At 76.5% G+C, this 19,928-nt stretch carries 17 protein-coding genes; 9 read left to right on the top strand and 8 right to left on the bottom strand.

The features are described from left to right. The first annotated feature begins 82 nt into the window (after positions 1-82). Complete coding sequence (locus AB0D08_RS05825) at positions 83-1,657, top strand: alpha-amylase family glycosyl hydrolase (protein WP_359886341.1); 1,575 nt, start codon at positions 83-85, stop codon at positions 1,655-1,657. Between the two features lie 160 nt (positions 1,658-1,817). Next, complete coding sequence (locus AB0D08_RS05820) at positions 1,818-3,707, top strand: hypothetical protein (RefSeq protein WP_359886340.1); 1,890 nt, start codon at positions 1,818-1,820, stop codon at positions 3,705-3,707. 10 nt (positions 3,708-3,717) lie between these two features. Here AB0D08_RS05820 and AB0D08_RS05815 read toward each other — a convergent pair whose 3' ends face one another. From AB0D08_RS05815 to sigK, 7 genes are all read right to left on the bottom strand, one after another. Continuing rightward, positions 3,718-4,536, bottom strand: a complete 819-nt coding sequence (locus AB0D08_RS05815; RefSeq protein ID WP_359886398.1) for a DUF1295 domain-containing protein — start codon at positions 4,534-4,536, stop codon at positions 3,718-3,720. After that, entirely contained in the window at positions 4,533-5,795 is a 1,263-nt protein-coding gene (locus AB0D08_RS05810) for a cyclopropane-fatty-acyl-phospholipid synthase family protein (RefSeq protein ID WP_359886339.1), read from the bottom strand. Before AB0D08_RS05810 ends, AB0D08_RS05815 begins: the two co-directional genes overlap by 4 nt. Next, positions 5,792-7,105: a cyclopropane-fatty-acyl-phospholipid synthase family protein gene (locus tag AB0D08_RS05805; RefSeq protein ID WP_033822273.1), complete on the bottom strand. Its 1,314-nt coding sequence runs from the start codon at positions 7,103-7,105 to the stop codon at positions 5,792-5,794. The genes AB0D08_RS05810 and AB0D08_RS05805 overlap by 4 nt, the downstream gene beginning before the upstream one ends. Next, positions 7,102-7,866, bottom strand: coding sequence for a DUF1365 domain-containing protein (locus AB0D08_RS05800; protein WP_033822274.1), 765 nt, complete (start codon positions 7,864-7,866; stop codon positions 7,102-7,104). The genes AB0D08_RS05805 and AB0D08_RS05800 overlap by 4 nt, the downstream gene beginning before the upstream one ends. Beyond that, entirely contained in the window at positions 7,863-9,191 is a 1,329-nt protein-coding gene (locus AB0D08_RS05795; protein WP_051813184.1) for an FAD-dependent oxidoreductase, read from the bottom strand. The genes AB0D08_RS05800 and AB0D08_RS05795 overlap by 4 nt, the downstream gene beginning before the upstream one ends. Before the next feature lie 147 nt (positions 9,192-9,338). Continuing rightward, the gene (locus tag AB0D08_RS05790) at positions 9,339-10,097 is read right to left on the bottom strand and encodes an anti-sigma factor (RefSeq protein ID WP_033822275.1); all 759 of its coding nucleotides are present in this window, start codon (positions 10,095-10,097) and stop codon (positions 9,339-9,341) included. Next, on the bottom strand, positions 10,094-10,678 hold the full coding sequence (gene sigK / locus AB0D08_RS05785) for an ECF RNA polymerase sigma factor SigK (protein ID WP_033822276.1): 585 nt from the start codon (positions 10,676-10,678) through the stop codon (positions 10,094-10,096). Before sigK ends, AB0D08_RS05790 begins: the two co-directional genes overlap by 4 nt. A gap of 337 nt (positions 10,679-11,015) precedes the next feature. On the opposite strand from sigK, the gene AB0D08_RS05780 reads away from it, so the two are divergent. The 4 genes from AB0D08_RS05780 (at position 11,016) to AB0D08_RS05765 (ending at position 16,159) form a co-directional block, all read left to right on the top strand. Then, positions 11,016-12,104, top strand: coding sequence for a spore photoproduct lyase family protein (locus AB0D08_RS05780; RefSeq protein ID WP_359886337.1), 1,089 nt, complete (start codon positions 11,016-11,018; stop codon positions 12,102-12,104). A 64-nt stretch (positions 12,105-12,168) separates the two neighbouring features. Further along, complete coding sequence (locus tag AB0D08_RS05775; protein WP_051813183.1) at positions 12,169-13,686, top strand: SDR family oxidoreductase; 1,518 nt, start codon at positions 12,169-12,171, stop codon at positions 13,684-13,686. 129 nt (positions 13,687-13,815) lie between these two features. Further along, positions 13,816-15,405, top strand: a complete 1,590-nt coding sequence (locus tag AB0D08_RS05770) for a molybdopterin-dependent oxidoreductase (protein ID WP_359886335.1) — start codon at positions 13,816-13,818, stop codon at positions 15,403-15,405. A gap of 106 nt (positions 15,406-15,511) precedes the next feature. Continuing rightward, the gene (locus tag AB0D08_RS05765) at positions 15,512-16,159 is read left to right on the top strand and encodes a fasciclin domain-containing protein (RefSeq protein ID WP_359886334.1); all 648 of its coding nucleotides are present in this window, start codon (positions 15,512-15,514) and stop codon (positions 16,157-16,159) included. 27 nt (positions 16,160-16,186) lie between these two features. Here AB0D08_RS05765 and AB0D08_RS05760 read toward each other — a convergent pair whose 3' ends face one another. Then, positions 16,187-17,038, bottom strand: coding sequence for a UbiA family prenyltransferase (locus AB0D08_RS05760; protein WP_359886332.1), 852 nt, complete (start codon positions 17,036-17,038; stop codon positions 16,187-16,189). Positions 17,039-17,289: 251 nt separating this feature from the next. Here AB0D08_RS05760 and AB0D08_RS05755 point away from each other — a divergent pair, with 251 nt between their 5' ends. From AB0D08_RS05755 to AB0D08_RS05745, 3 genes are read left to right on the top strand one after another with little or no spacing between them, the layout of a single operon-like run. Further along, complete coding sequence (locus AB0D08_RS05755; RefSeq protein ID WP_359886331.1) at positions 17,290-18,357, top strand: 3-oxoacyl-[acyl-carrier-protein] synthase III C-terminal domain-containing protein; 1,068 nt, start codon at positions 17,290-17,292, stop codon at positions 18,355-18,357. A 15-nt stretch (positions 18,358-18,372) separates the two neighbouring features. Further along, positions 18,373-18,897 (top strand): isoprenylcysteine carboxyl methyltransferase family protein, encoded by a 525-nt coding sequence (locus tag AB0D08_RS05750; protein WP_033818843.1) that lies wholly within the window; start codon positions 18,373-18,375, stop codon positions 18,895-18,897. Beyond that, complete coding sequence (locus AB0D08_RS05745; RefSeq protein WP_033818839.1) at positions 18,894-19,925, top strand: NAD(P)/FAD-dependent oxidoreductase; 1,032 nt, start codon at positions 18,894-18,896, stop codon at positions 19,923-19,925. Before AB0D08_RS05750 ends, AB0D08_RS05745 begins: the two co-directional genes overlap by 4 nt. The last annotated feature ends 3 nt before the right edge of the window (positions 19,926-19,928 follow it).

The raw sequence follows: 19,928 nt of genomic DNA, 5'->3' as shown, positions 1-19,928 counted from the left end.
TCCGCCGGACCTCCCCCCGGGGCGGCCGCGGCGGGGCATCCTGGAGGCGGTCCCCGTTGGTCCCCGGGAGAAGGAGCACCGCGTGACACCGACCCGCCCCGTACCGGCCTGGCTGTCCGACGCCGTCCTCTACCAGATCTACCCGCAGAGCTTCGCCGACTCCGACGGCGACGGCATCGGCGACTTCGCCGGGCTCGCCGAGCGCCTGGAGTACCTGGCCTGGCTCGGCGTCGACGCCGTCTGGCTCAACCCGTGCTTCGCCTCGCCGTTCGGCGACGCCGGGTACGACGTCAGCGACTACCTGGCCACCGCGCCGCGCTACGGCGACGCCGCGGCCCTGGCCGAACTCGCCGACCGCGCCCGGCGGCTGGGTATCCGGGTGCTGCTCGACCTGGTCGCCGGGCACACCTCCGACCGGCACCCCTGGTTCCGGGCCGCCGCCGACGACCCCGCGGACCACCGCTACATCTGGGCCGACCACCCCGCCGAACGCTTCGTCCGCTCCCCCGGCCGCCGCCCCGGCTGGTACCTGCCGAACTTCTTCGACTTCCAGCCCGCGCTCAACTTCGGCTACGCCAGGCCCGATCCGGCCGAGCCGTGGCGCCAGGGCGTCGACGCCGAGGGCCCGCGCGCCAACCGCGCCGCGCTGCGCGGGATCATGGCGCACTGGCTGGGCCTCGGCATCTCCGGCTTCCGCGTCGACATGGCCTCCTCGCTGGTCAAGGACGACCCGGGCAAGGTCGAGACCGGCCGGCTCTGGAACGGGCTGCGCGGCTGGCTGGACGCCGAGCACCCCGACGCCGCGCTGCTGGCCGAGTGGGGCGACCCGGCGCGCTCGGTGGCGGCCGGCTTCCACGCCGACTTCCTGCTCCAGTTCGGCGGCGACACCGACGGCCGCCCGCTGCGCTCGCTGTGGCACAACGGCGCCGGCACCGACCAGGACGGCTGGCCGTCCGAGCCCTGCTACTTCGACGCCGAGGGCAAGGGCGACATCTCGGTCTTCCTGGACGCCTGGCGCACCGCGGACCGGGCGGTCGGCGGGGACGGCCGGATCTCGCTGCCCACCTCCAACCACGACTTCTCCCGGCTCGCCTGCGGCCCGCGCACCCGCGACCAGCTCGCCCCCGCCTTCGTCTTCCAGCTCACCTGGCCCACCCTGCCGGCCGTCTACTACGGCGACGAGATCGGCATGCGGTACGTCCCCGGCCTGCCCGACGTCGAGGGCAGCGTGCTCGGCCCGCGCTACAACCGGGCCGGCTGCCGCACCCCGATGCAGTGGGACGCCACCGAGGGCGCCGGCTTCTCCACCGCGCACAGGCTCTACCTCCCGCTCGACGACGCCCCCGACCGCCCCGACGTCGCCACCCAGCGCGCCGACCCCGGCTCCCTGCTGCACCTGGTCCGCCGTCTGATCGCGCTGCGCCGCGCCCATCCCGCCCTCGGCGCCGACGGCCCGGTGGACGTGCTGCACGCCGGCTACCCGCTGGTGTACACCCGCGGCGGCCGCTTCCTGGTGGTGGTCAACCCGCGCCGCGACCCGGCCGTCCTGCCCGCCCCGGGCCCGGCCCCGCGCCGCACGCTGGAGGCGCGCGGGGTGACCGCCGACGCCGCGGAGATCCGCGCCGAGGGCTTCTCGTACGGCGTGTTCGAGCTCTGACCGCTCACCGGGCGGCGGGCGGCGCAGGCAGACGGCGGGCGGCGGGCGGGTTCACCCGGACACCGCAACCATCGCATGATCGACTCGTTGGATGATCTGCACCGCCCGGCCCCCGGCCTGCGGCGCACCGCCTTCACGCGCCGACCGAAAGCCGCCACCGATGGACCGTCAGACCCTGCGCCGTACCGCCGAGGCAGCCGCCGCCCGGACCGTCGGCCGGCGGCGGCCGGGCGGGCTGCCCGGGGCCGAAGCCGTCCTGGTCAGCCAGTACGGCCGGCTCGCCCGGCTCGCCTATCTGATCGTGCCCGCCGAACTCGACCGCCGCAGGCGGCTGCTGGCCGCCCACGCGGTGGTCCGGGCCGCGCTGCCCGGCCGCTGGGGCGCCGGCTCCCCGGACGCCGACCAGGTCTACGCGGTGCTGCGCGGCCGGGTGGTGCGCGGCGCCCTGCGGTTCACCCGCGGGCAGCCGCGGCTGCTCCCGCGGGCCTGGGGGCTGCGGCTGTTCACCCCCGACGGCGGTCCCGCCGAGCTCGCCGTGGACCGTGCGCTGACGGGGGTCCCGGCGGCCGGGCGGGCGGCGTACGCGCTGCGCTTCGCCGAGTCGCTGGGGCCCGAGGAGACGGCCCGGGTGCTGGCCGCCGCCGGGGTGGCCGATCCGGCCGGCGCGCTCCGGCAGGCCGACCGGCTCCAGGCCGATGCCCCGCTGCCCGAGGGGCGGTTGGCCGAGTCCCCGCGGTTCGATCCGTGCACCGTCCGGGTCCGGCCCGGGGACCTGCTGCGGCAGCGCCGGACGGCCCGGCTGGCGGCCGGCGGGGCGCTGCTGCTCGCGCTCGGCTCGCTGTGGGCCGTACCCACCGGGTCGCCCGCGCCCGCCGGGCGGCCGGCCTCCGTCGACGCCGCGGTGCGCTCCGACGCGCCCGCCCGTCCGCTGCGGGCCGCCACCGACCTGTGGCAGCGCACCGCCCGGCTCGACCTGTCCGCCTGGCCGGCCCGCGGCGACCGGCTCGGCGACGACGCGCTGATCGGCCGGGCGCTGGCCGCGTGGCGGGAGGGCCGGCTGCAGATCGAGCCGGGCACCGACGTCTCGGGGCCCGCGGGCACCCCGCAGCTGCTGTTCGCCGGCCTGGTGGACGGGACTCCGGTGGTGGTGCTGTACGACGGTGCCCGGCTGGCCCGTTTCACCGACGGCCCGCTGGGCGGTCTGATGCTGGCCCGCGCCGACGATTCGGACGTGGTCACCGGGGCGGCACTGGTGCTGCACCGGGACGGCGCCGGGGCGCGCTTCCTGCTGGCGCCCTGGGTGGAGAGCGCCGAGATCCGCCGGCTGCGCGCCCCGGACGGCCCGGCGGCCGCCCTGCGGCCGGTCGACGGGGTCACCGGGCCGGTGCCCTCGGCCGGCTCGGCGGGCTGCCTGGACGGTGCGGTGCTGCAGTTGCGGTCCTCCCGGGCGGTCGCGGAGAAGCACGCCTTCCTGCTCGCCGACGTGGGCGGTCTGCTGCCCGCCCATCTGACGTACACCCCGCCGCCGCAGCAGGGCGAGGCCCGCGCGCCGCGCGAGGCGACCGGCAGCGACGCCCTTCTCACCTGGGCCCGGACCGCCTGCGAGGTCCCGGAGCTGCGGCCCGGGGTGAAGGCGCTGAACGCCTGGGCCTTCGCCCGCCAGGACCTGCCGCAGCAGGCCGGCACCGCCACCTGGGTGTGCCTGCGCACCGACCGCTGGACCGGTACCGGTTCGGCCGCCACCGAGCTGCTGCTGCCCGCGGGCCGGCTCGACGAGCCGGCGCGGCGCACCGCCGTCGCCGAGGGGCGCGGCTGCAGCCGGTTCGACCAGAACACGGTCGGCCGGGCCTGGTGGCGGTCGGCCGACGGGTCCGACTACCTGCTGGCGGCGGGCAGCCGCCGGGTGTCCCGGATCTCCGTCAGCGGCCCGGAGGGCAGCCTCGAGGTGCCCGTCCCCGACGGCACGCTGGCCGTGCGGCGCGCTCCCGGGCAGCCGGTGACGGTGGTCGCCACCCTGGACGACGGGACGCGGATCACCCCGCCGTCCTGACCACCCGCCGTCAGCCGGCCCGGCCCGGCCGCTGCCGCCGCCGCGGCGGCAGCGGCAGGAAGCCGCTGGTGCAGGCCGCGTACTCGGCCCAGCCCGGTTTGTGCGCGCTCAGCTGCCGCTCCAGCAGCGGTTTCCCGCTGCCGAAGGCGAGCAGCCAGGTCATCAGCAGCACGCTCGGCAGGAACGCCCAGCCGGCCGGGCTGCCCGCGGCGAACAGGAACAGGCCCCACCAGACACAGGCGTCGCCGAAGTAGTTGGGGTGCCGGGTGTAGCGCCACAGGCCGCGGTCCAGCACCCGGCCGCGGTTGGCCGGGTCGGCCCTGAAGCGGTCCAGCTGCCGGTCGCCGACCGCTTCGAAGAACAGGCCGAGCGCCCAGAGCGCGGTGCCGGCCCAGGCGAGCGGGCCGAGCCGCTGCGGGAGGTACTGGGCGTACTGCACGGGCAGCGAGACGAACCAGACCAGGGCGCCCTGCAGCAGGTAGACCTTGCGCAGCGCGTACCGGCGCTCGTGGCCGGGCGGGGCCCCGGCGAGCATCGCGGCGTACCGCGGGTCCTCGCCGGCGCCCCGGCCGCGGCGGGCGATGTGCGCGGACAGCCGCAGTCCCCAGACCACCACCAGCGCGGTGACCAGCGCCCGCCGCCCGGCGTCGCCGTACCCGGCGGACAGGCCGAGGCCGGTCAGCGCGACGGCGGCGAAGCCGAGGCCCCAGGCGACGTCGACGCCGCGGTGACGGCCGGTGCGCAGGCCGGCCGCGAACGCCAGGAGCATCACCACCAGGGCGGCGCCGGCCGTAGCGGCCAGGCCGGTGGCGAACGCGGCGCCGTTCACCGGTACCACGCGGCGGGGGTGGCGGGGGCGCCGCTGCGCCCCTCGCGGGTCGGGCGGACGGCGAGGATCTGGTCGACGCCCATCCGGCGTTCCGCGAACGCCTGGGCGCTGCCGACCAGGTAGAGCCGCCACAGCCGCAGGACCGCCACCCCGACCAGGGCGACGACCTCCTCGCGGCGCTCCTGGAGGGTCCGGTGCCAGGCGTCGAGCGTCCGGGCGTAGTGCTCGCGCAGCGCCTCGACCTGGCGGACCTCCAGACCGGCGGACTCCAGCAGTCCGACGCTCTCGCCGACCGGCCGCATGTGCATGTCGGGCGCGATGTACGTCTCGATGAAGGCGCCGCCGCCGGGTGCCGCGCTGCCGCGGGACATCTGCTGCACCAGCAGCCGGCCCTCGGGCCGCAGCAGCTCGAACAGCCGGGCCGCGAACGCCGGGTACCCGTCCTTGCCGACGTGCTCGCCCATCTCGATGCAGCTGACCGCGTCGTACGGGCCGTCCACCGGCTCGCGGTAGTCCTGCAGCCGGACGTCGATCCGGTCGGCGAGCCCGGCCTCGGCGGCGAGGGCGGTGGCGAAGGCGTGCTGGCGGGCGGAGAGCGTCACGGCGGTGACCTGGACGCCGTGGTGGCGGGCGGCGTGCACGGCGAGCGCGCCCCAGCCGCAGCCGACGTCGAGCAGCCGCATGCCCGGCTGCAGGCCGAGTTTGCGGCAGACCAGGTCGAACTTGGCGGTCTGCGCGTCGGCGAGGGTGGTGTCCCGGGAGCCGAAGTAGGCGCAGGAGTAGGCCATAGCGGGGCCGAGCAGCAGCTCGTAGAACTCGTTGGAGAGGTCGTAGTGGTGGCTGATCACCGCCCGGTCCCGGGCCCGGCTGTGCGGCTCGCCGCGGACCGCCGCCCGGCCGCCCGGCGGGGCGGGCCGCGGGCCGAGGACGCCGAGCCGGGCGGCGGCGACGAGCAGCCGGGGCCAGTCGCGCGGCGCGGGTCGGACGGGGCCCTGGCCGGCGAGGGCGCCGCGGATCCGGGTCAGGGCGGTGCCGAGGTCGCCCTCGACGTCCAGGTCGCCGGTGATGTAGGCGTCGGCGAGGCCGAGTTCGCCGGGCTGCCAGAGCAGCCGGCGCAGCGCCCGGCGGTGGCGCACGACGACGGTGGGCGCGCCGTCCGGGCCCGCGGTGGAGCCGTCCCAGGCGCGCAGCCGGAACGGCACGGGCCGGCCGAGGACGTCGCCGATCAGGGGGACCAGTCGGTCCGCGACGGTGGTCACCGGTCCTCCTGCGGGCGGGTCAGCAGCAGCTGCTGGACGTCGAGGTAGCCGGTGCGGAACCCGGCCTCGGAGTACGCCAGGTAGAGCTCCCACATCCGTTGGAAGACCCGGTCGAAGCCGAGGTCGGTGACCTCGTCGGTGCGTGCGGTGAAGCGTTCCCGCCACAGCCGCAGGGTCTCGGCGTAGTGCGGGCCCCAGGCGCTGCGGTGGGTGAGGCGCAGGCCGGTGTGGCGGGCGGCGGTCTGGGCGATGGCCTGGACGGAGGGGATCAGGCCGCCGGGGAAGATGTACTTGAGGATCCAGGTGTAGGTGTCGCTGCTGGCGAGCATCCGGTCGTGCGGCATGGTGATGGCCTGCAGGGCGGCCCGGCCGCCGGGGGCGAGCACCCGGTCGATGGTGGTGAAGTAGTCGGGCCAGTAGGGGCGGCCGACCGCTTCGATCATCTCGACGCTCAGCACGGCGTCGTAACGGCCCTCGGCGGCGCGGTAGTCGCAGAGCCGGACCTCGGCGCGCCCGGACAGGCCGGCGTCGGCGATCCGGCGGCGGGCGAGGTCGAGCTGTTCGGCGGAGAGCGTGAGGGAGACCACCCGGGCGCCGCGGGCGGCGGCCCGCAGGGCGAGTTCGCCCCAGCCGGTGCCGATCTCCAGGACGCGGGTGCCGTGGCCGACCCGGGCGAGGTCGAGCAGCCGGTCGATCTTGTGGTGCTGGGCGGTGGCGAGGTTGTCCCAGCGGGCCAGCGGGCGGCCGTCGGCATTGGTCGGGAAGAGGGCCGAGGAGTAGGTCATGGTGGGGTCGAGGAAGAGCGCGAACAGCTCGTTGGAGAGGTCGTAGTGGCGGCTGATGTTGCGCCGGGAGTTGGCGGTGGACGGCAGTTCGGCGGGCGGCTTGCGCGGCACGTACAGGCGGCGCAGCCACTGGGCGCCGGTGGGGACCAGGGTCTCGGGGGCGGTGGCGAGTTCGGTGAGGAGGGCGACCAGGTCGGGTGAGTCCCAGTCGCCGGCCTGGTAGGCCTCGCCGAAGCCGATCAGCCCGGTGGAGCCGACCCTGCGCAGGAACGCGTCGGGCCGGTGCAGGCGCAGCACGGGCGCGCCGGCGGGGGCGGGGGCCATGGTCCGTCCGTCGGGGAGTTCGACCCGCAGGCCGCGGCGGCGGGCGACCCGGCGCAGCAGCCGTTCGGCCACGGCGGCGCGCAGCGGCGCCTCGGGGACGCGGGCGACGTCGGGCCAGCGGTGCGGGTCGACCTCGGGCCGGCGCCGGGCGTCGACCGGCTCCGGCCGGTGGTGGACGGGTCGGAAGGCTTGCTGGGTCACGGGAGAGGTACCTCTTCCTTGGCCTGGGGCCGGGCGGCGGGACGGGCGTGGACGGGCAGGCCGCGCAGCAGCAGCCGGATGCCCTGGTAGCGGATGTGCAGGGAGACGGCGACGGTGGCGAAGGGGTGCCGCAGGACGGCGCGCAGCAGGGCGGCGGGCCCGGCGGTGGTGCGGGTGGCGTGCACGGTGGCGGTGAACGGGCGGCCGCCGGCGCGTTCCAGGTGGATCGTCAGGGCGAGCCGTTCGCCGGGCGGGGGCAGGTGCATCCGGTAGGCGCCGTCGACCGGGAAGAACGGTGAGACGTAGAACTCCTTGGGGGTGGTGGCGCGGCCGTCCGCGTCGGGGTGCAGCAGGTAGCGGTGGTGGCCGCCGTAGGTGTTGTGCACCTCGGCGACGGTGCAGGCGGGGCGGCCGTCCGGGGTGTGGCACCAGTAGACGGTGATCGGGTTGAAGACGTGGCCGAGCGAGCGGGCCTGGGTGAGCATCAGGACCCGGCCGCCGGCCAGGTCGACGCCTCGGCCTGCGAGGTAGTCGTCGAGGTTGCGGCGCAGGGTGAGCCGGGGGTCGCCGGGGTGGTCGGCGGCGCGGAACCGCGCCAGCGGGCGCAGCGGGGCGGGCAGCCGGGGCAGCGCGTCCAGGTCGACCAGCCACAGCAGACCGCGGTGGCGGAAGGAGTGCCGCAGGGGTGCGGTCCGCACGTGGGTGGTGGTGGTCTCGTACAGCGCGGCTCCCCACGGTCCGGGCAGGGCGGCGGGGGTCATCGGGCGCCCACGTGGGCGAGGGACTCGGCGGCGGCGAGTCCGGAGCGGCAGCCGTCCTCGTGGAAGCCCCAGCCGTGGTAGGCGCCGGCGAACGCGGTGCGGCCGCGGTTGAGTTCGGGCAGCCGGCGCTGGGCGGCGAGGGCTTCGTGGGTGTAGACGGGGTGGTGGTAGACGGTGCGGGAGACGACGTGTTCGGCGGGGACCGGACGGGCGGGGTCCTCGTTCAGGGTGACCAGGTAGTCCTCGGCGGTGTCGAGCCCGAGCAGGCGGTTGAGGTGGTAGCTGACCTGGACCTGGTCGGAGCGGCCGGTGCAGTCGGGCATCCGGTAGTTCCAGGAGGCCCGGGCGCGGGGGGCGTTCGGCAGGTGGGAGGTGTCGCGGTGCAGCACGGTGGGGTTGCGGGAGTAGCGGAACGCGCCGAGCACCTCGCGTTCGGCCGGGCCCGGGTTGGCGAGCAGGGCGAGCGCCTGGTCGGGGTGGGTGGCGACGACGACGGCGTCGGCCTCGGTGCGGCGGCCGTCGGCGGTGATCACCTGGACGCCGTCGGGGTGCCGGAACACCGCCCGGACGGGTGCCCCGGTGTGGACGGTGCCGAGGTGGGCGGCGATCCGCTCCACGTACTGGCGGGAGCCGCCGACCACGGTGCGCCAGGCCGGTGAGCCGGTGACGTCGAGCATGCCGTGGTTGTCCAGGAAGGCGAACAGGTACCGGGCGGGGTAGTCGCCGGCCAGGTCGGGGGCGCAGGACCAGACGGCGGAGACCACCGGGGTCATGAAGTGGCTGACGAAGTACGCGGAGAAGCCCGCGGCGCCGAGGAACTGGCGCAGGGTCGGGTCGCCGGCCTGCGGGTCGGCCAGCAGCCGGCGGGCCCGGCGGTGGAAGCGCGGGACCTCGGCGAGCATCCGCAGGTAACGGCCGCGCAGCGGGGTGCCTGGCCGGGCGAGCAGTCCGGCCGGGCCCTTGGCCCCGGCGTACTCCAGGCCGCAGCCGTCGCACCGCACGGACATGCTCATCTCGCTCTCGCGGGTCTGCACGCCGAGTTCGTCGAAGAGTTCCACCAGGTGCGGGTAGGTGCGGCGGTTGTGCACCAGGAAGCCGGTGTCCAGGTCGACGGTCCGGCCGTCCGCGCCGGTGGCCCGCTGGGTGTGGGCGTGGCCGCCGAGCCGGTCGTCGGCCTCGAAGAGGTGCACCTGGGCGCCGTCCCGGGTGAGTCGGTACGCGGCGGTCAGTCCCGCCACCCCGCTGCCGACCACGGCGATCCGGCGCCCGGCGCCGCCGCTGCGGCGGGCGTCGGGGATTCCGGCGGTGCGGACGGTCTCCGGCATGGTCACGGTGGGCCCCTGTCCTCCGCGGGCCCGGCCGGTGGTGCGGCCGGGCCCGTCACGTGCGTGTCACCAGCCATTCGGAGCAGCGGGCCGGGCGGATTGGTGGGCGGATCGGCGGGACGGCCCCGGGGGGGGCGGGGCAGCCCGTCAGGTGAAGGCGAGCAGCATCGTCGGGGCCGCGGTGGGGTGCGGCGAGCCGCCGGCCGGCTCCACGGTGACGCCGACCCCGGCGGCGCCGCCGATCGGGCCGGTGAGCAGCACCGTGCCGGTCGAGGCGGGCAGCAGCCCCGCCGGGCGCATGGTGCCGGCGTCGTTGTACCAGAGCTGGTACGTCCGGTCGGCGGGCAGCTTCGGCAGGCCGGAGGCGAGGAACCCGGCCTGGCCGCGGCTCTGCGACCAGACCACCGTGCCCACCCCGGAGCCGGCCGTCGCGGTGCTGGTGCGGGCGTCGGGCGCGGTGAGCAGCGAGCCGAACGCGGCCTGTTGCTGGGCCAGCGCCGCGGTCCGGGCGCGGGCCTGCTCGGCCTGGTCGTGCTGCTGGTACGCGAGGACGCCGAGCGAGGCGGCGGCCGCGACGGAGGCGGCCAGCGCGAGCCGGTACAGCCGGTGGCCGAGACGCCCGCCGGTGCGGGCGCCGGGGCCGTCGGGGCCATCGCCGGTCGAGGAGGCGGGGGCGAGCTGGCGGACGGTGCCGATCCCGGCCATCACCCGGGCGCGCAGTTCGGCGGGCGGGACGACGGCCTCGGCGGAGCCGAGCCTGGCCAGGGTGGCGGTGAACTCCCGGACCTCCTGGGTGCAGGCCGGGCACTGGGCCAGGTGGCGTTCGAAGGCCTGGCGCTCGGTGTCGCCGAGGGCGTGGGCGGCGTAGGCCCCGGTGAGCGTGTGCAGGTCGGCAGCGGTTGTCACGATCCCACCCCCAGGCAGTCGCGGAGCCGGATCAGGGCGTCCCGCATGCGTGTCTTGACGGTGCCGAGCGGCGAGCCGAGCAGGTCGGCCACCTCGCGGTAGGAGTAGCCGCGGTAGTAGGCCATGGTGACCGACTCGCGCTGCAGTTCGGTGAGGCCCTGAAGGCAGCGCCGCACCTGTTCGCGTTCGAGCCGGCCCTCGACCTGTTCGGCGACCTCGTCGAAGGCGGGGGCGTGCGACTGCGCGGCGGCCTTGCGGTCGCGGTCGGCGGCGGCCTGGGCGGCCCGGACCCGGTCGACGGCCCGGCGGTGCGCCATGGTCATCACCCACGGCATCACCTCGCCGAGTTCCGGCCGGTAGCGGGCGGCGGTGCGCCACACCTCCAGCATCACCTCCTGGGCGACCTCCTCGGACTGCGCCGGGTCCCGCAGCACCCGGCGGACCAGGCCGAGCACCGGGCCGGCCACCGCGTCGTACAGCCGGCCGAACGCGTCCTGGTCGCCGAAGGCCACCTTGGCGACCAGTTCCTGCAGGTCCGGGCCGCGGCGGTGCGGGCCGGAGAGGTGGACGACGGTGTTCACCGGGCCACCCCCCGGCACCCGGCCGCCGGGTGCGGCGGACGGACCCTCGGGCCGGTCGGGCGGACGGCTGGCATGGGTGACCTCCTGGGAACGGGACGGACCGCCGCGGCGTCCCGGACCTGGGGTGCCTCGGCAACGGGTGTTCGGAGCCGTCGCGGCGGCGGATTGGTCCGAACCGGCGAACCCATGATCCGATCATGGACCCGGACCGCCCGGCCCCGCCCGGATTCGGCCGGATCGGACCGATCCGATTCCCGTACGGCACCGAATCACCACCGGACCACCCGTCCACCCGCCCGCGACCACCACGCCGCCCACCACACCGAGGAGGCCAGCCGTGCCGGCCGACCCGCCCACCGGCCCCCGCCCGCGCGTCCTGTTCGACGTCCGGGAGATCTACGCCGAACCGGCCGCCGCCGCCTCCCCGCGCGGCCGCCAGGTCCTGGAGCGCTTCCCCGGCGCCCGGGTCACCGAGGTCGCCTCGCACTGGCAGATCCCGCACCTGCACGGCAACGCCGGCAACGTGGAGCGCTGGGCCCGGATCAAGCGCGAGGTGCTGGTGCTCGGCGTCAAGAAGTCGCTGACCGCCCGGCCCAACGGCCGCTCCGCGGACTGGATCGCCCCGAGCTCGGCCAACGGCTGCGCGCTCGCCTGCGCCTACTGCTACGTCCCGCGCCGCAAGGGCTACGCCAACCCGGTCACCGTCTTCACCAACATCGACCGGATCATCGGCTACCTGGGCCGCCACCTCGCCCGCCAGGGCCGCAAGCCCGAGCCCAACCAGTGCGACCCGACCGCCTGGGTGTACGACATCGGCGAGAACAACGACTGTGCGGTGGACGCCCTGGTCTGCGACAACACCGCCGACCTGATCCGGGCCTTCCGGCACTGGCCCACCGGCAAGGCCTCGTTCGCCACCAAGTGGGTCAACCGCGACCTGCTGGCGCTGGACCCGCGCGGCCGCACCCGGATCCGGTTCTCGGTGATGCCGCCCGCCGACGCCCGGCTGCTGGACGTCCGGGCCGCGCCGGTGCCCGACCGGCTGGCCGCCGCCGCGGACTTCCGAGAGGCTGGGTACGAGGTGCACTTCAACCTGTCCCCGGTCGTCCTTCGGGCGGGCTGGGAGCGGGACTGGGCCGAGCTGCTGAGCCGGATGGACGACGTCCTGCCGCCCGCCGTCAAGGCGCAGGCCGCCGCCGAGATCATCCTGCTCACCCACAACCAGCAGCTGCACCACGTCAACCTGGGCTGGCACCCCGCAGCCGAGCAGGTGCTCTGGCGCCCGGACCTCCAGGAGCCCAAGCGCTCCGAGAACGGCGCCGACAACGTCCGCTACCGGGTGGGCCGCAAGGCCGAGGCGCTGGCCCGGCTGCGCGGCCTGATCGAGCGGCACGCGCCCTGGCTGCGGGTGCGGTACGCGTTCTGAGCCCTCCGGTGCCCGCACCGCGGCCTCCCGCGGGAGGCCGCCGCAGGACGAGACGGGAGACGAGATGACCGACCACACCGACGCCCCGCCCGAGGGCGGGTCCGACGCCCGGGCGCTCTGCCTGGTCACCGGCGCCACCGGCTACATCGGCGGCCGGCTGGTGCCGGAGCTGCTCGCGGCCGGCCACCGGGTCCGCTGCCTGGTCCGGGACCCGGGCCGGATCCGCGACTACCCCTGGCGGGCCGAGGTGGAGACGGTCAAGGCCGACGTCACCCGTCCCGAGACGCTGGCCGGGGTGTTCGCCGGCGTCGAGGTGGCGTACTTCCTGGTGCACTCGCTCGGCACCGGCGGCTCCTTCGAGCGGCGCGACCGCACCTCCGCCCGGGCCTTCGGGGCGGCGGCCGCCCGGGCCGGGGTACGCCGCATCGTGTACCTGGGCGGGCTGATCCCTCCCGGCGTACCCGAGCACGCCCTGTCGCCCCACCTGCGCTCACGGGCCGAGGTCGGCCGGATCCTGCGGGAGAGCGGCGTCCCCACCGCCGAACTGCGCGCCGCCGTCATCCTCGGCTCCGGCTCCGCCTCCTTCGAGATGCTGCGCTACCTCACCGAACGGCTGCCCGTCATGGTGACGCCGAACTGGGTGGACACCAGGATCCAACCGATCGCCGTCCGCGACGTGCTGCGCTACCTGGTCGGCGCCGCCGCCCTGCCGCCGGAGGTCAACCGCTCCTTCGACATCGGCGGCCCCGACGTGCTGACCTACCGCGAGATGATGCTGCGCTACGCCGGGATCGCCGGACTGCCCCGGCGGCTGATCGTGCCGGTCCCGGTGCTCACCCCGCGGCTGTCCAGCCACTGGGTCGGCCTGGTCACACCGGTCCCGAACTCGATCGCCCGTCCGCTGGTGGAGTCGCTGCGGCACGAGGTGGTCTGCCGGGAGCACGACATCGCGGCGCTGGTACCGGACCCGCCGGGCGGGCTGATCGGCTTCGACCGCGCGGTGCGGCTCGCCCTGAAACGGATCCAGGACGCCGAGGTCACCACCCGCTGGTCCTCCGCCTCGCTGGCCGGCGCCCCCAGCGACCCGCTGCCCACCGACCCGGACTGGGCCGGCGGCAGCCTGTACGAGGACGTCAAGGAGCGCGAGGTGGCGGCCAGCCCGCAGGCCGTGTGGCAGGTGGTGGAGGGCATCGGCGGCGACAACGGCTGGTACTCCTTCCCGCTGGCCTGGGCGGTCCGGGGCTGGCTGGACCGGCTGGTCGGCGGGGTCGGCCTGCGCCGCGGCCGCCGCGACCCGGCCCGGCTGCGGGTCGGCGACTCGCTGGACTTCTGGCGGGTGGAGGAGATCGAACCGGTCGAACTGCTGCGGCTGCGCGCCGAGATGAGGCTGCCGGGCCTGGCCTGGCTGGAACTGCGGGTCGACAGCGACGGCAACGGCGGCACCATCTACCGGCAGCGGGCGCTGTTCCATCCGCACGGGCTGGCCGGGCACGCGTACTGGTGGTCGGTGGCGCCGTTCCACTCCTTCGTGTTCGGCGGCATGGCCCGCAACATCACCGAGCGGGCCCGCACCCTGCCGTGAACACCCGCGGCCCGGAGCCGGGTTGACGCCCGATGCCGCCAACCTGGCCGATCCTGCCGGGGGTTCACCCCGCGGAGTGAACCCGGAAGTCGCACCCATCCGCTCCCGTCACCGCACCGAATGCAGGACGTGAGCAAGCAGACGACCACCGACCCGCAGCCCGCCGCTGCCGCGCACCGCCGCCGGCGCGCGGCGCTGCGGGCCGCCGGGGCCGCGGCGACCGGGCTGGCGGCCGCCGCGGCGGCGGTCGGGGCGGGCGAGGCGGTGGCGGCGTGGACCGGCCCGTCCGGCGCGCCGGTGTTCGCGGTCGGCTCCGCCGCCATCGACCTGACCCCGACCCCGCTCAAGGAGTACGCGGTCCGGACCTTCGGGACCGACGACAAACCGGTGCTGCTGGGCGGCATCTACCTGGTGATGGCCGCCCTGGCGGCGCTCGCCGGACTGCTGGCCGCCCGCCGGCCGGCCGCCGGCGGCGCGGTGTTCGCCGCCTTCGGCGCGCTCGGCGTCTGCGCGGCGCTGTCGCGGCCGTCCGCCACCACCGCCGACGCGCTGCCCTCGCTCGCGGCGGCCGCAGCCGGCGCCGCCGCGGTGGTGTGGCTGGCCCGGCTGCTGAGGACGGCGGCCACCGCACCGGCCGAGGCCGCCGGGCCCACCCGGCGGGCGGTCCTGCTGGCGGGCGGCGGCACGGTCGCGTTCGCCGCGCTCACCGGCCTCGGCGGCCGGGCGGTCTCCGACCGGCGGTACGACGTCAGCGCCGCCCGCGACGCCGTACGGCTGCCCGCCCCGGCCGCGCCCCTGCCCCCGCCTCCCGCCGCGGCCCACCCCCCGGTGCCCGGCCTGTCCTCGTTCTTCACCCCGAACCGCGACTTCTACCGCGTCGACACCGCACTCACCCTCCCGAGGATCGACCCGCGGGACTGGTCGCTGCGGATCCACGGCCTGGTCGACCATCCGATGACGCTCTCCTTCGACCAGCTGCTCGAACGGCCGCTCGAGGAGCTCGACCACACCCTGTCCTGCGTCTCCAACGAGGTCGGCGGCCCGTACGTGTCGACCGCCCGCTGGCTCGGGGTCCCGCTGCCCGAGCTGCTGCGCCGGGCCGGGGTCCGCCCGGGCGCGCAGCAGCTGATCGGCCGGTCCCAGGACGGCATGACCATCGGCACCCCGCTGGACCTGCTGCTCGACGGCCGCCGGGCGCTGCTCGCGCTCGCCATGAACGGCGAGGTGCTGCCGGTGGCCCACGGCTTCCCCTGCCGGACGGTGGTGCCGGGCCTGTACGGCTACGCCTCCGCCACCAAGTGGCTGGTCGACCTGGAGGTGGCCACTTTCGCCGGCCACGACCCGTACTGGGTCCGGCGCGGCTGGGACCGCACCGGGGAGGTCCGCACCGCCTCCCGGATCGAGGTGCCGTCGGCGTTCGCCAAGGTCCCGGCCGGGGACGTGGTGGTGGCCGGTACGGCCTGGGCCACCCACCGCGGGATCGCCGCCGTCGAGGTGAAGGTCGACGACGGGCCGTGGGCCGAGGCCGAACTCGCCGCCGATGCGGGCCTCGACCTGTGGCGCCAGTGGAGCCACCGCTGGACCGGCGCCCGGCCCGGCACCCACCGGATCCAGGTCCGCGCCACCGACGCCACCGGGGCCGTCCAGCCCGAGGCGAGAGCGGCGCCCTTCCCGGCCGGCGCCACCGGCTGGCACTCGACGGTGGTCACCGTCACCTGACACCTCACCCACCCCGGTCCGCGCGACGGCACCGCCATCCCCGGACCACCCGCAGAACCCCCGTCAACACCCGTTCCCAGCACCACGATTCCGAGGAGCAGTCCCCATGTCCCTGACCCGTACCCGGTCCCTCGCAGCCCTCTTCGCCGCCGGCGCCCTCGCCTTCGGCCTGACCGCCTGCAGCAGCGACGGCGGCACCACCTCCAACAGCGCGGCGGCCCCGGCCGCCTCGTCCGCACCGGCCGCGGCCGGGGCCGCCGCCACCCCCGCCACCGCGATGGACGCCCCGTTCGGCGCCGCCTGCGCGGCCGTACCGAAGGACGGCTCGGGCAGCTTCGCCGGGATGGCCCAGGACCCGGTCGCCACCGCCGCCTCGCACAACCCGCTGCTGTCCACCCTGGTCAGCGCCGTCACCGCGGCCGGGCTCGGCGACACCCTCAACTCGGCCCAGAACGTCACCGTGTTCGCGCCGACCAACGACGCCTTCGCCAAGATCCCCGCCGACCAGCTGAAGGCGCTGCTGGCCGACAAGGACAAGCTCACCAAGGTCCTCACCTACCACGTGGTGCCCAACCGCCTCGCGCCCACCGCGCTGGCCGGCACCCACAAGACCCTGGAGGGCGGCGACCTGACGGCGGCCGGAGCCGGCGCGGCCTACACGGTCAACGCCAACTCCAAGGTGCTGTGCGGCAACGTGCAGACCGGCAACGCCACCGTCTACATCGTGGACACCGTCCTGATGCCCGCCTCCTGACCCACCCGGCGCCCGCGGCTCGGCCCCTCAGCCCAGGGCCGGGCCGCGGGCCAGCAGCAGCACCACATCGATCCCGGCCACCGCCAGCGCGGCCAGGAACGGCCACCGGGTGCGCGGCAGCAGCACCGCCGGGAGCACCAGCAGCACCGTCGCCACCAGCACCGCCCGCCCGGCGCCGCCGACCGGACCGGGCGGCCCGGCCACCAGCACCGCGGAGGCGCAGCCGAGCAGCAGCGCGGCCACCGCCCCGGCACCGGCCCGGCCCAGCCGCTGGGGCAGGCCGCGCACCCCGGCGGCCAGGTCGTCGGCCAGATCCGGCAGCACATTGGCGAAGTGCGCGCCGGTACCGAGCAGTACGGCCGCCGCCGTCAGCCACGGCGGCGGCCACGGCCCGCCGGGCAGGCCGAGCGTGACGAAGGCCGGCAGCAGGCCGAAGGCCAGCGCGTACGGCGCCCAGGAGAGCACGGTCCGCTTCAGCCCCAGGTTGTACGCCCACCCGGCGGCCACCCCGGCCAGGTGCGCGGCCCCGGCCGCCGCACCGGCCGCCAACGACAGTGGTACGCAGACCAGCAGCGCCGCACCGGCCGCCGCACGCAGCACCGCCGGGTCCAACTCCCCTGCGGCCAGCGGCTTGTCCCGGCGCCGCGCGGCCAGGTCACGCCGGTGGTCGATCAGATCGTTGCTCCACCCCACCGAGAGCTGGCCGGCCGCCACCGCCGCACCGGTCAGCGCACAGCCGGCCGGACCGCGCCCGCACCCGGCGGCGAACGCCGTGGCGAACAGCGTGACGGCGGCCGCCGGGGCCGGATGGCAGGCCCGCAGCAGCGGGAGCGGGCGCACGGCCCGGCCCGCGGCCGGTACCGCGTTCACGTTCGGCATGCCCCGATGCTAGGCCGCACCCGGCCCCACCCGCCGGACCGTCCCCCGACCCCCACCCCTCGGCGCGCCGCCGCCCCCACGCCGCCACCCGCATCCCACACCCACGTTCCGTACCCCGGGACTCGCCCCCGGCACGCCGCCCTGCACCACCGTCCGGCCGCCGCGCCCGGGCACCCGCGTTCCGTACCCCGGGACTCGCCCGGTTGCGCCGATTGATGAGGGTATGTCGGTGACTTCCCTATGCTGGCGCAATGACCCGAATCGTGGCAGTGACGGGCGTGGTGCCGCCGCACCGTTACCGGCAGCAGGAGCTGGCGGAGGCGTTCGCGGCGGCGCTCCGGTTACCGGCCGACAGTAGCCGCGCGGTGCTCGACCGGGTGCACGCCTCGGCCGGGGTGGATACCCGTCATCTGGCGCTCCCGCTCGCCGACTACGCCGCCCTGAGCGGTTTCGGCCAGGCCAACGACGCGTACCTCGCCGCCGCGCTGGACCTCGGCGAGCAGGCGGTGACCACCGCGCTGGCGGCGGCAGGCCTCCCGGCCGACGCGGTGGACCTGGTGATCTCCACCTCCGTCACCGGGATCGCCGCCCCGTCGCTGGAGGCCAGGCTGGCCGGGCGGTTGGGCCTGCGCCCGGACGTCCGGCGGCTCCCGGTCTTCGGCCTCGGCTGCGCGGCCGGCGCGGCCGGGGTGGGACGGCTGCACGACTTCCTGGCCGGGCACCCGGACGGCGTGGCGCTGCTGCTCTCCACCGAGCTGTGCTCGCTGACCCTGCAACGCTCGGACGGTTCGCCGGCGAACCTGGTGGCCGGCGCCCTGTTCGGCGACGGCGCCGGGGCGCTGCTGGCCGTCGGCCCCGAGCACCCCGCACACGGCACCGCCCCGGGCCCGGCCGTCGTCGCCGCCCGCAGCCGGCTCTACCCCGGGACCGAGCAGCAGCTCGGCTGGGACATCGTCGACAGCGGCTTCCGGATCGTACTCGGTGCCGAACTCCCCGCCCTGGTACGGCTGCACGTCGCCGAGGAGGTCGAGGGGTTCCTGGCCGCACACGACCTCAAGCCCGGTGACATCGGCGCCTGGATCTGCCACCCGGGCGGCCCCAAGGTGCTGGACGCCCTCGCCGGCGCCCTCGCCCTGCCGGACACCGCACTGGAGTTGAGCCGCCGTTCGCTCGCCGCCGTCGGCAACCTCTCCTCCGCCTCGGTCCTGCACATCCTGCGCGACACCCTCGCCCTGCGTCCCCCGCAGCCGGGCACGTACGGGCTGATGCTGGCGCTCGGCCCCGGCTTCGCCTCCGAACTCGTCCTCCTGCGCTGGTAGGGCCCGCCGATGAGCATGTCCGCGTACACCGTCCTGATCCTGCTGGTCGCCGTCGAGCGGCTGGCCGAACTGGTCGTCGCCCGCCGCAACGCCCTGTGGAGCATCGCCATCGGCGGCACCGAGTACGGCCGCGGCCACTACCCGGCGATGGTGCTGCTGCACACCTCGCTGCTGCTCGGCTGCCTGCTCGAACCCGCTCTCGCCGACCGGCCGTTCCTGCCCGCGCTGGGGTGGCCGATGCTCGCGGTGGTGCTCGCCGCACAGGGGCTGCGCTGGTGGTGCATCGCCACCCTCGGGCCGCGCTGGAACACCCGGGTGATCGTGGTCCCGGGGCTGCCGCTGGTGGCCGCCGGCCCGTACCGGTGGCTCCGTCACCCCAACTACCTGGCGGTGGTGGCGGAGGGCCTGGCCCTGCCGCTGGTGCACAGCGCCTGGCTGACCGCGTTCGGCTTCACCGTGCTGAACCTGGCCCTGCTGCGGGTCCGGATCCGCTGCGAGGAGCAGGCGCTGAGCACCGCCCGCCCGGCGGTGGCCACGTGATCGACCTGCTGGTGGTGGGCGGCGGCCCGGCCGGGCTGGCCACCGCGATCCGGGCCGCCGGCGCGGGCCTGCGGGCGGTGGTCGCGGAACCGCGGCCCGCACCAGTCGACAAGGCCTGCGGGGAGGGGCTGATGCCGTCCGCCGTCGGCGCCCTGGACGAGCTCGGGGTCCGGGTGTCCGGGCACCCGCTGCGCGGCATCCGCTACCTGGACGCCACGACCGGGCGCGGCGCCACCGCCGAGTTCCGCGGCGGCCCGGGCCTCGGGGTGCGCCGGACCGCCCTGCACACCGCGCTCGCCGAACGGGCCGCCGAGCTGGCGGTACCCGTACTGCCCGTCCAGGTCCGGGAGTTCCAGCAGGGCCGGTTCACCGTCACCGCGGCCGGGCTGACCTGCCGCCATCTGGTCGCCGCCGACGGCCTGCACTCGCCGGTCCGCCGCGCCCTCGGCCTGCACCGCCCGCCCGGCCCCGCCGCACCGCCGGCCCGGTACGGGCTGCGCCGGCACTACCGCCTCGCGCCGTGGAGCGACCTGGTCGAGGTGCACTGGTCGCCGCAGGCCGAGGCGTACGTGACGCCGCTCGCGCCGGACCTGGTCGGCGTCGCGCTGCTCACCGCCGACCGGGCGCCGTACCAGGAGCAGCTGGCGCGCTTCCCGGTACTGGCGGGCCGGCTGGCGGGCGCCGCCGCCTGCACGCCGGTGCGGGGCGCCGGGCCGCTGCGCCAGCGGGTCCGGGCCCGGGTGCACGGGCGGGTGCTGCTGGTCGGCGACGCGGCCGGCTACCTGGACGCGCTCACCGGTGAGGGGGTCTCGGTCGCCCTGGCATCGGCGCAGGCGCTGGTGCGGTGCGTGGCCGCGGGCCGCCCGGCCGACTACGAACGGGCCTGGCGGCGCGCCTCGCGCAGCTACCGGCTGCTGACCGGATCGCTCCTGTGGGCCCGTCAGCAGCCGCTGCTGGCGCAGCGGATCGTCCCGGCCGCGGTCCGGCTGCCCGGCCTGTTCCGGGCCGGGGTCAACCTGCTGGCCTGACCC

The organism is Kitasatospora sp. NPDC048540, from assembly GCF_040651175.1.
In the GTDB taxonomy this organism is placed as follows: Bacteria; Actinomycetota; Actinomycetes; order Streptomycetales; family Streptomycetaceae; genus Kitasatospora.
This window is presented reverse-complemented; position numbering and strand designations above follow the sequence as displayed.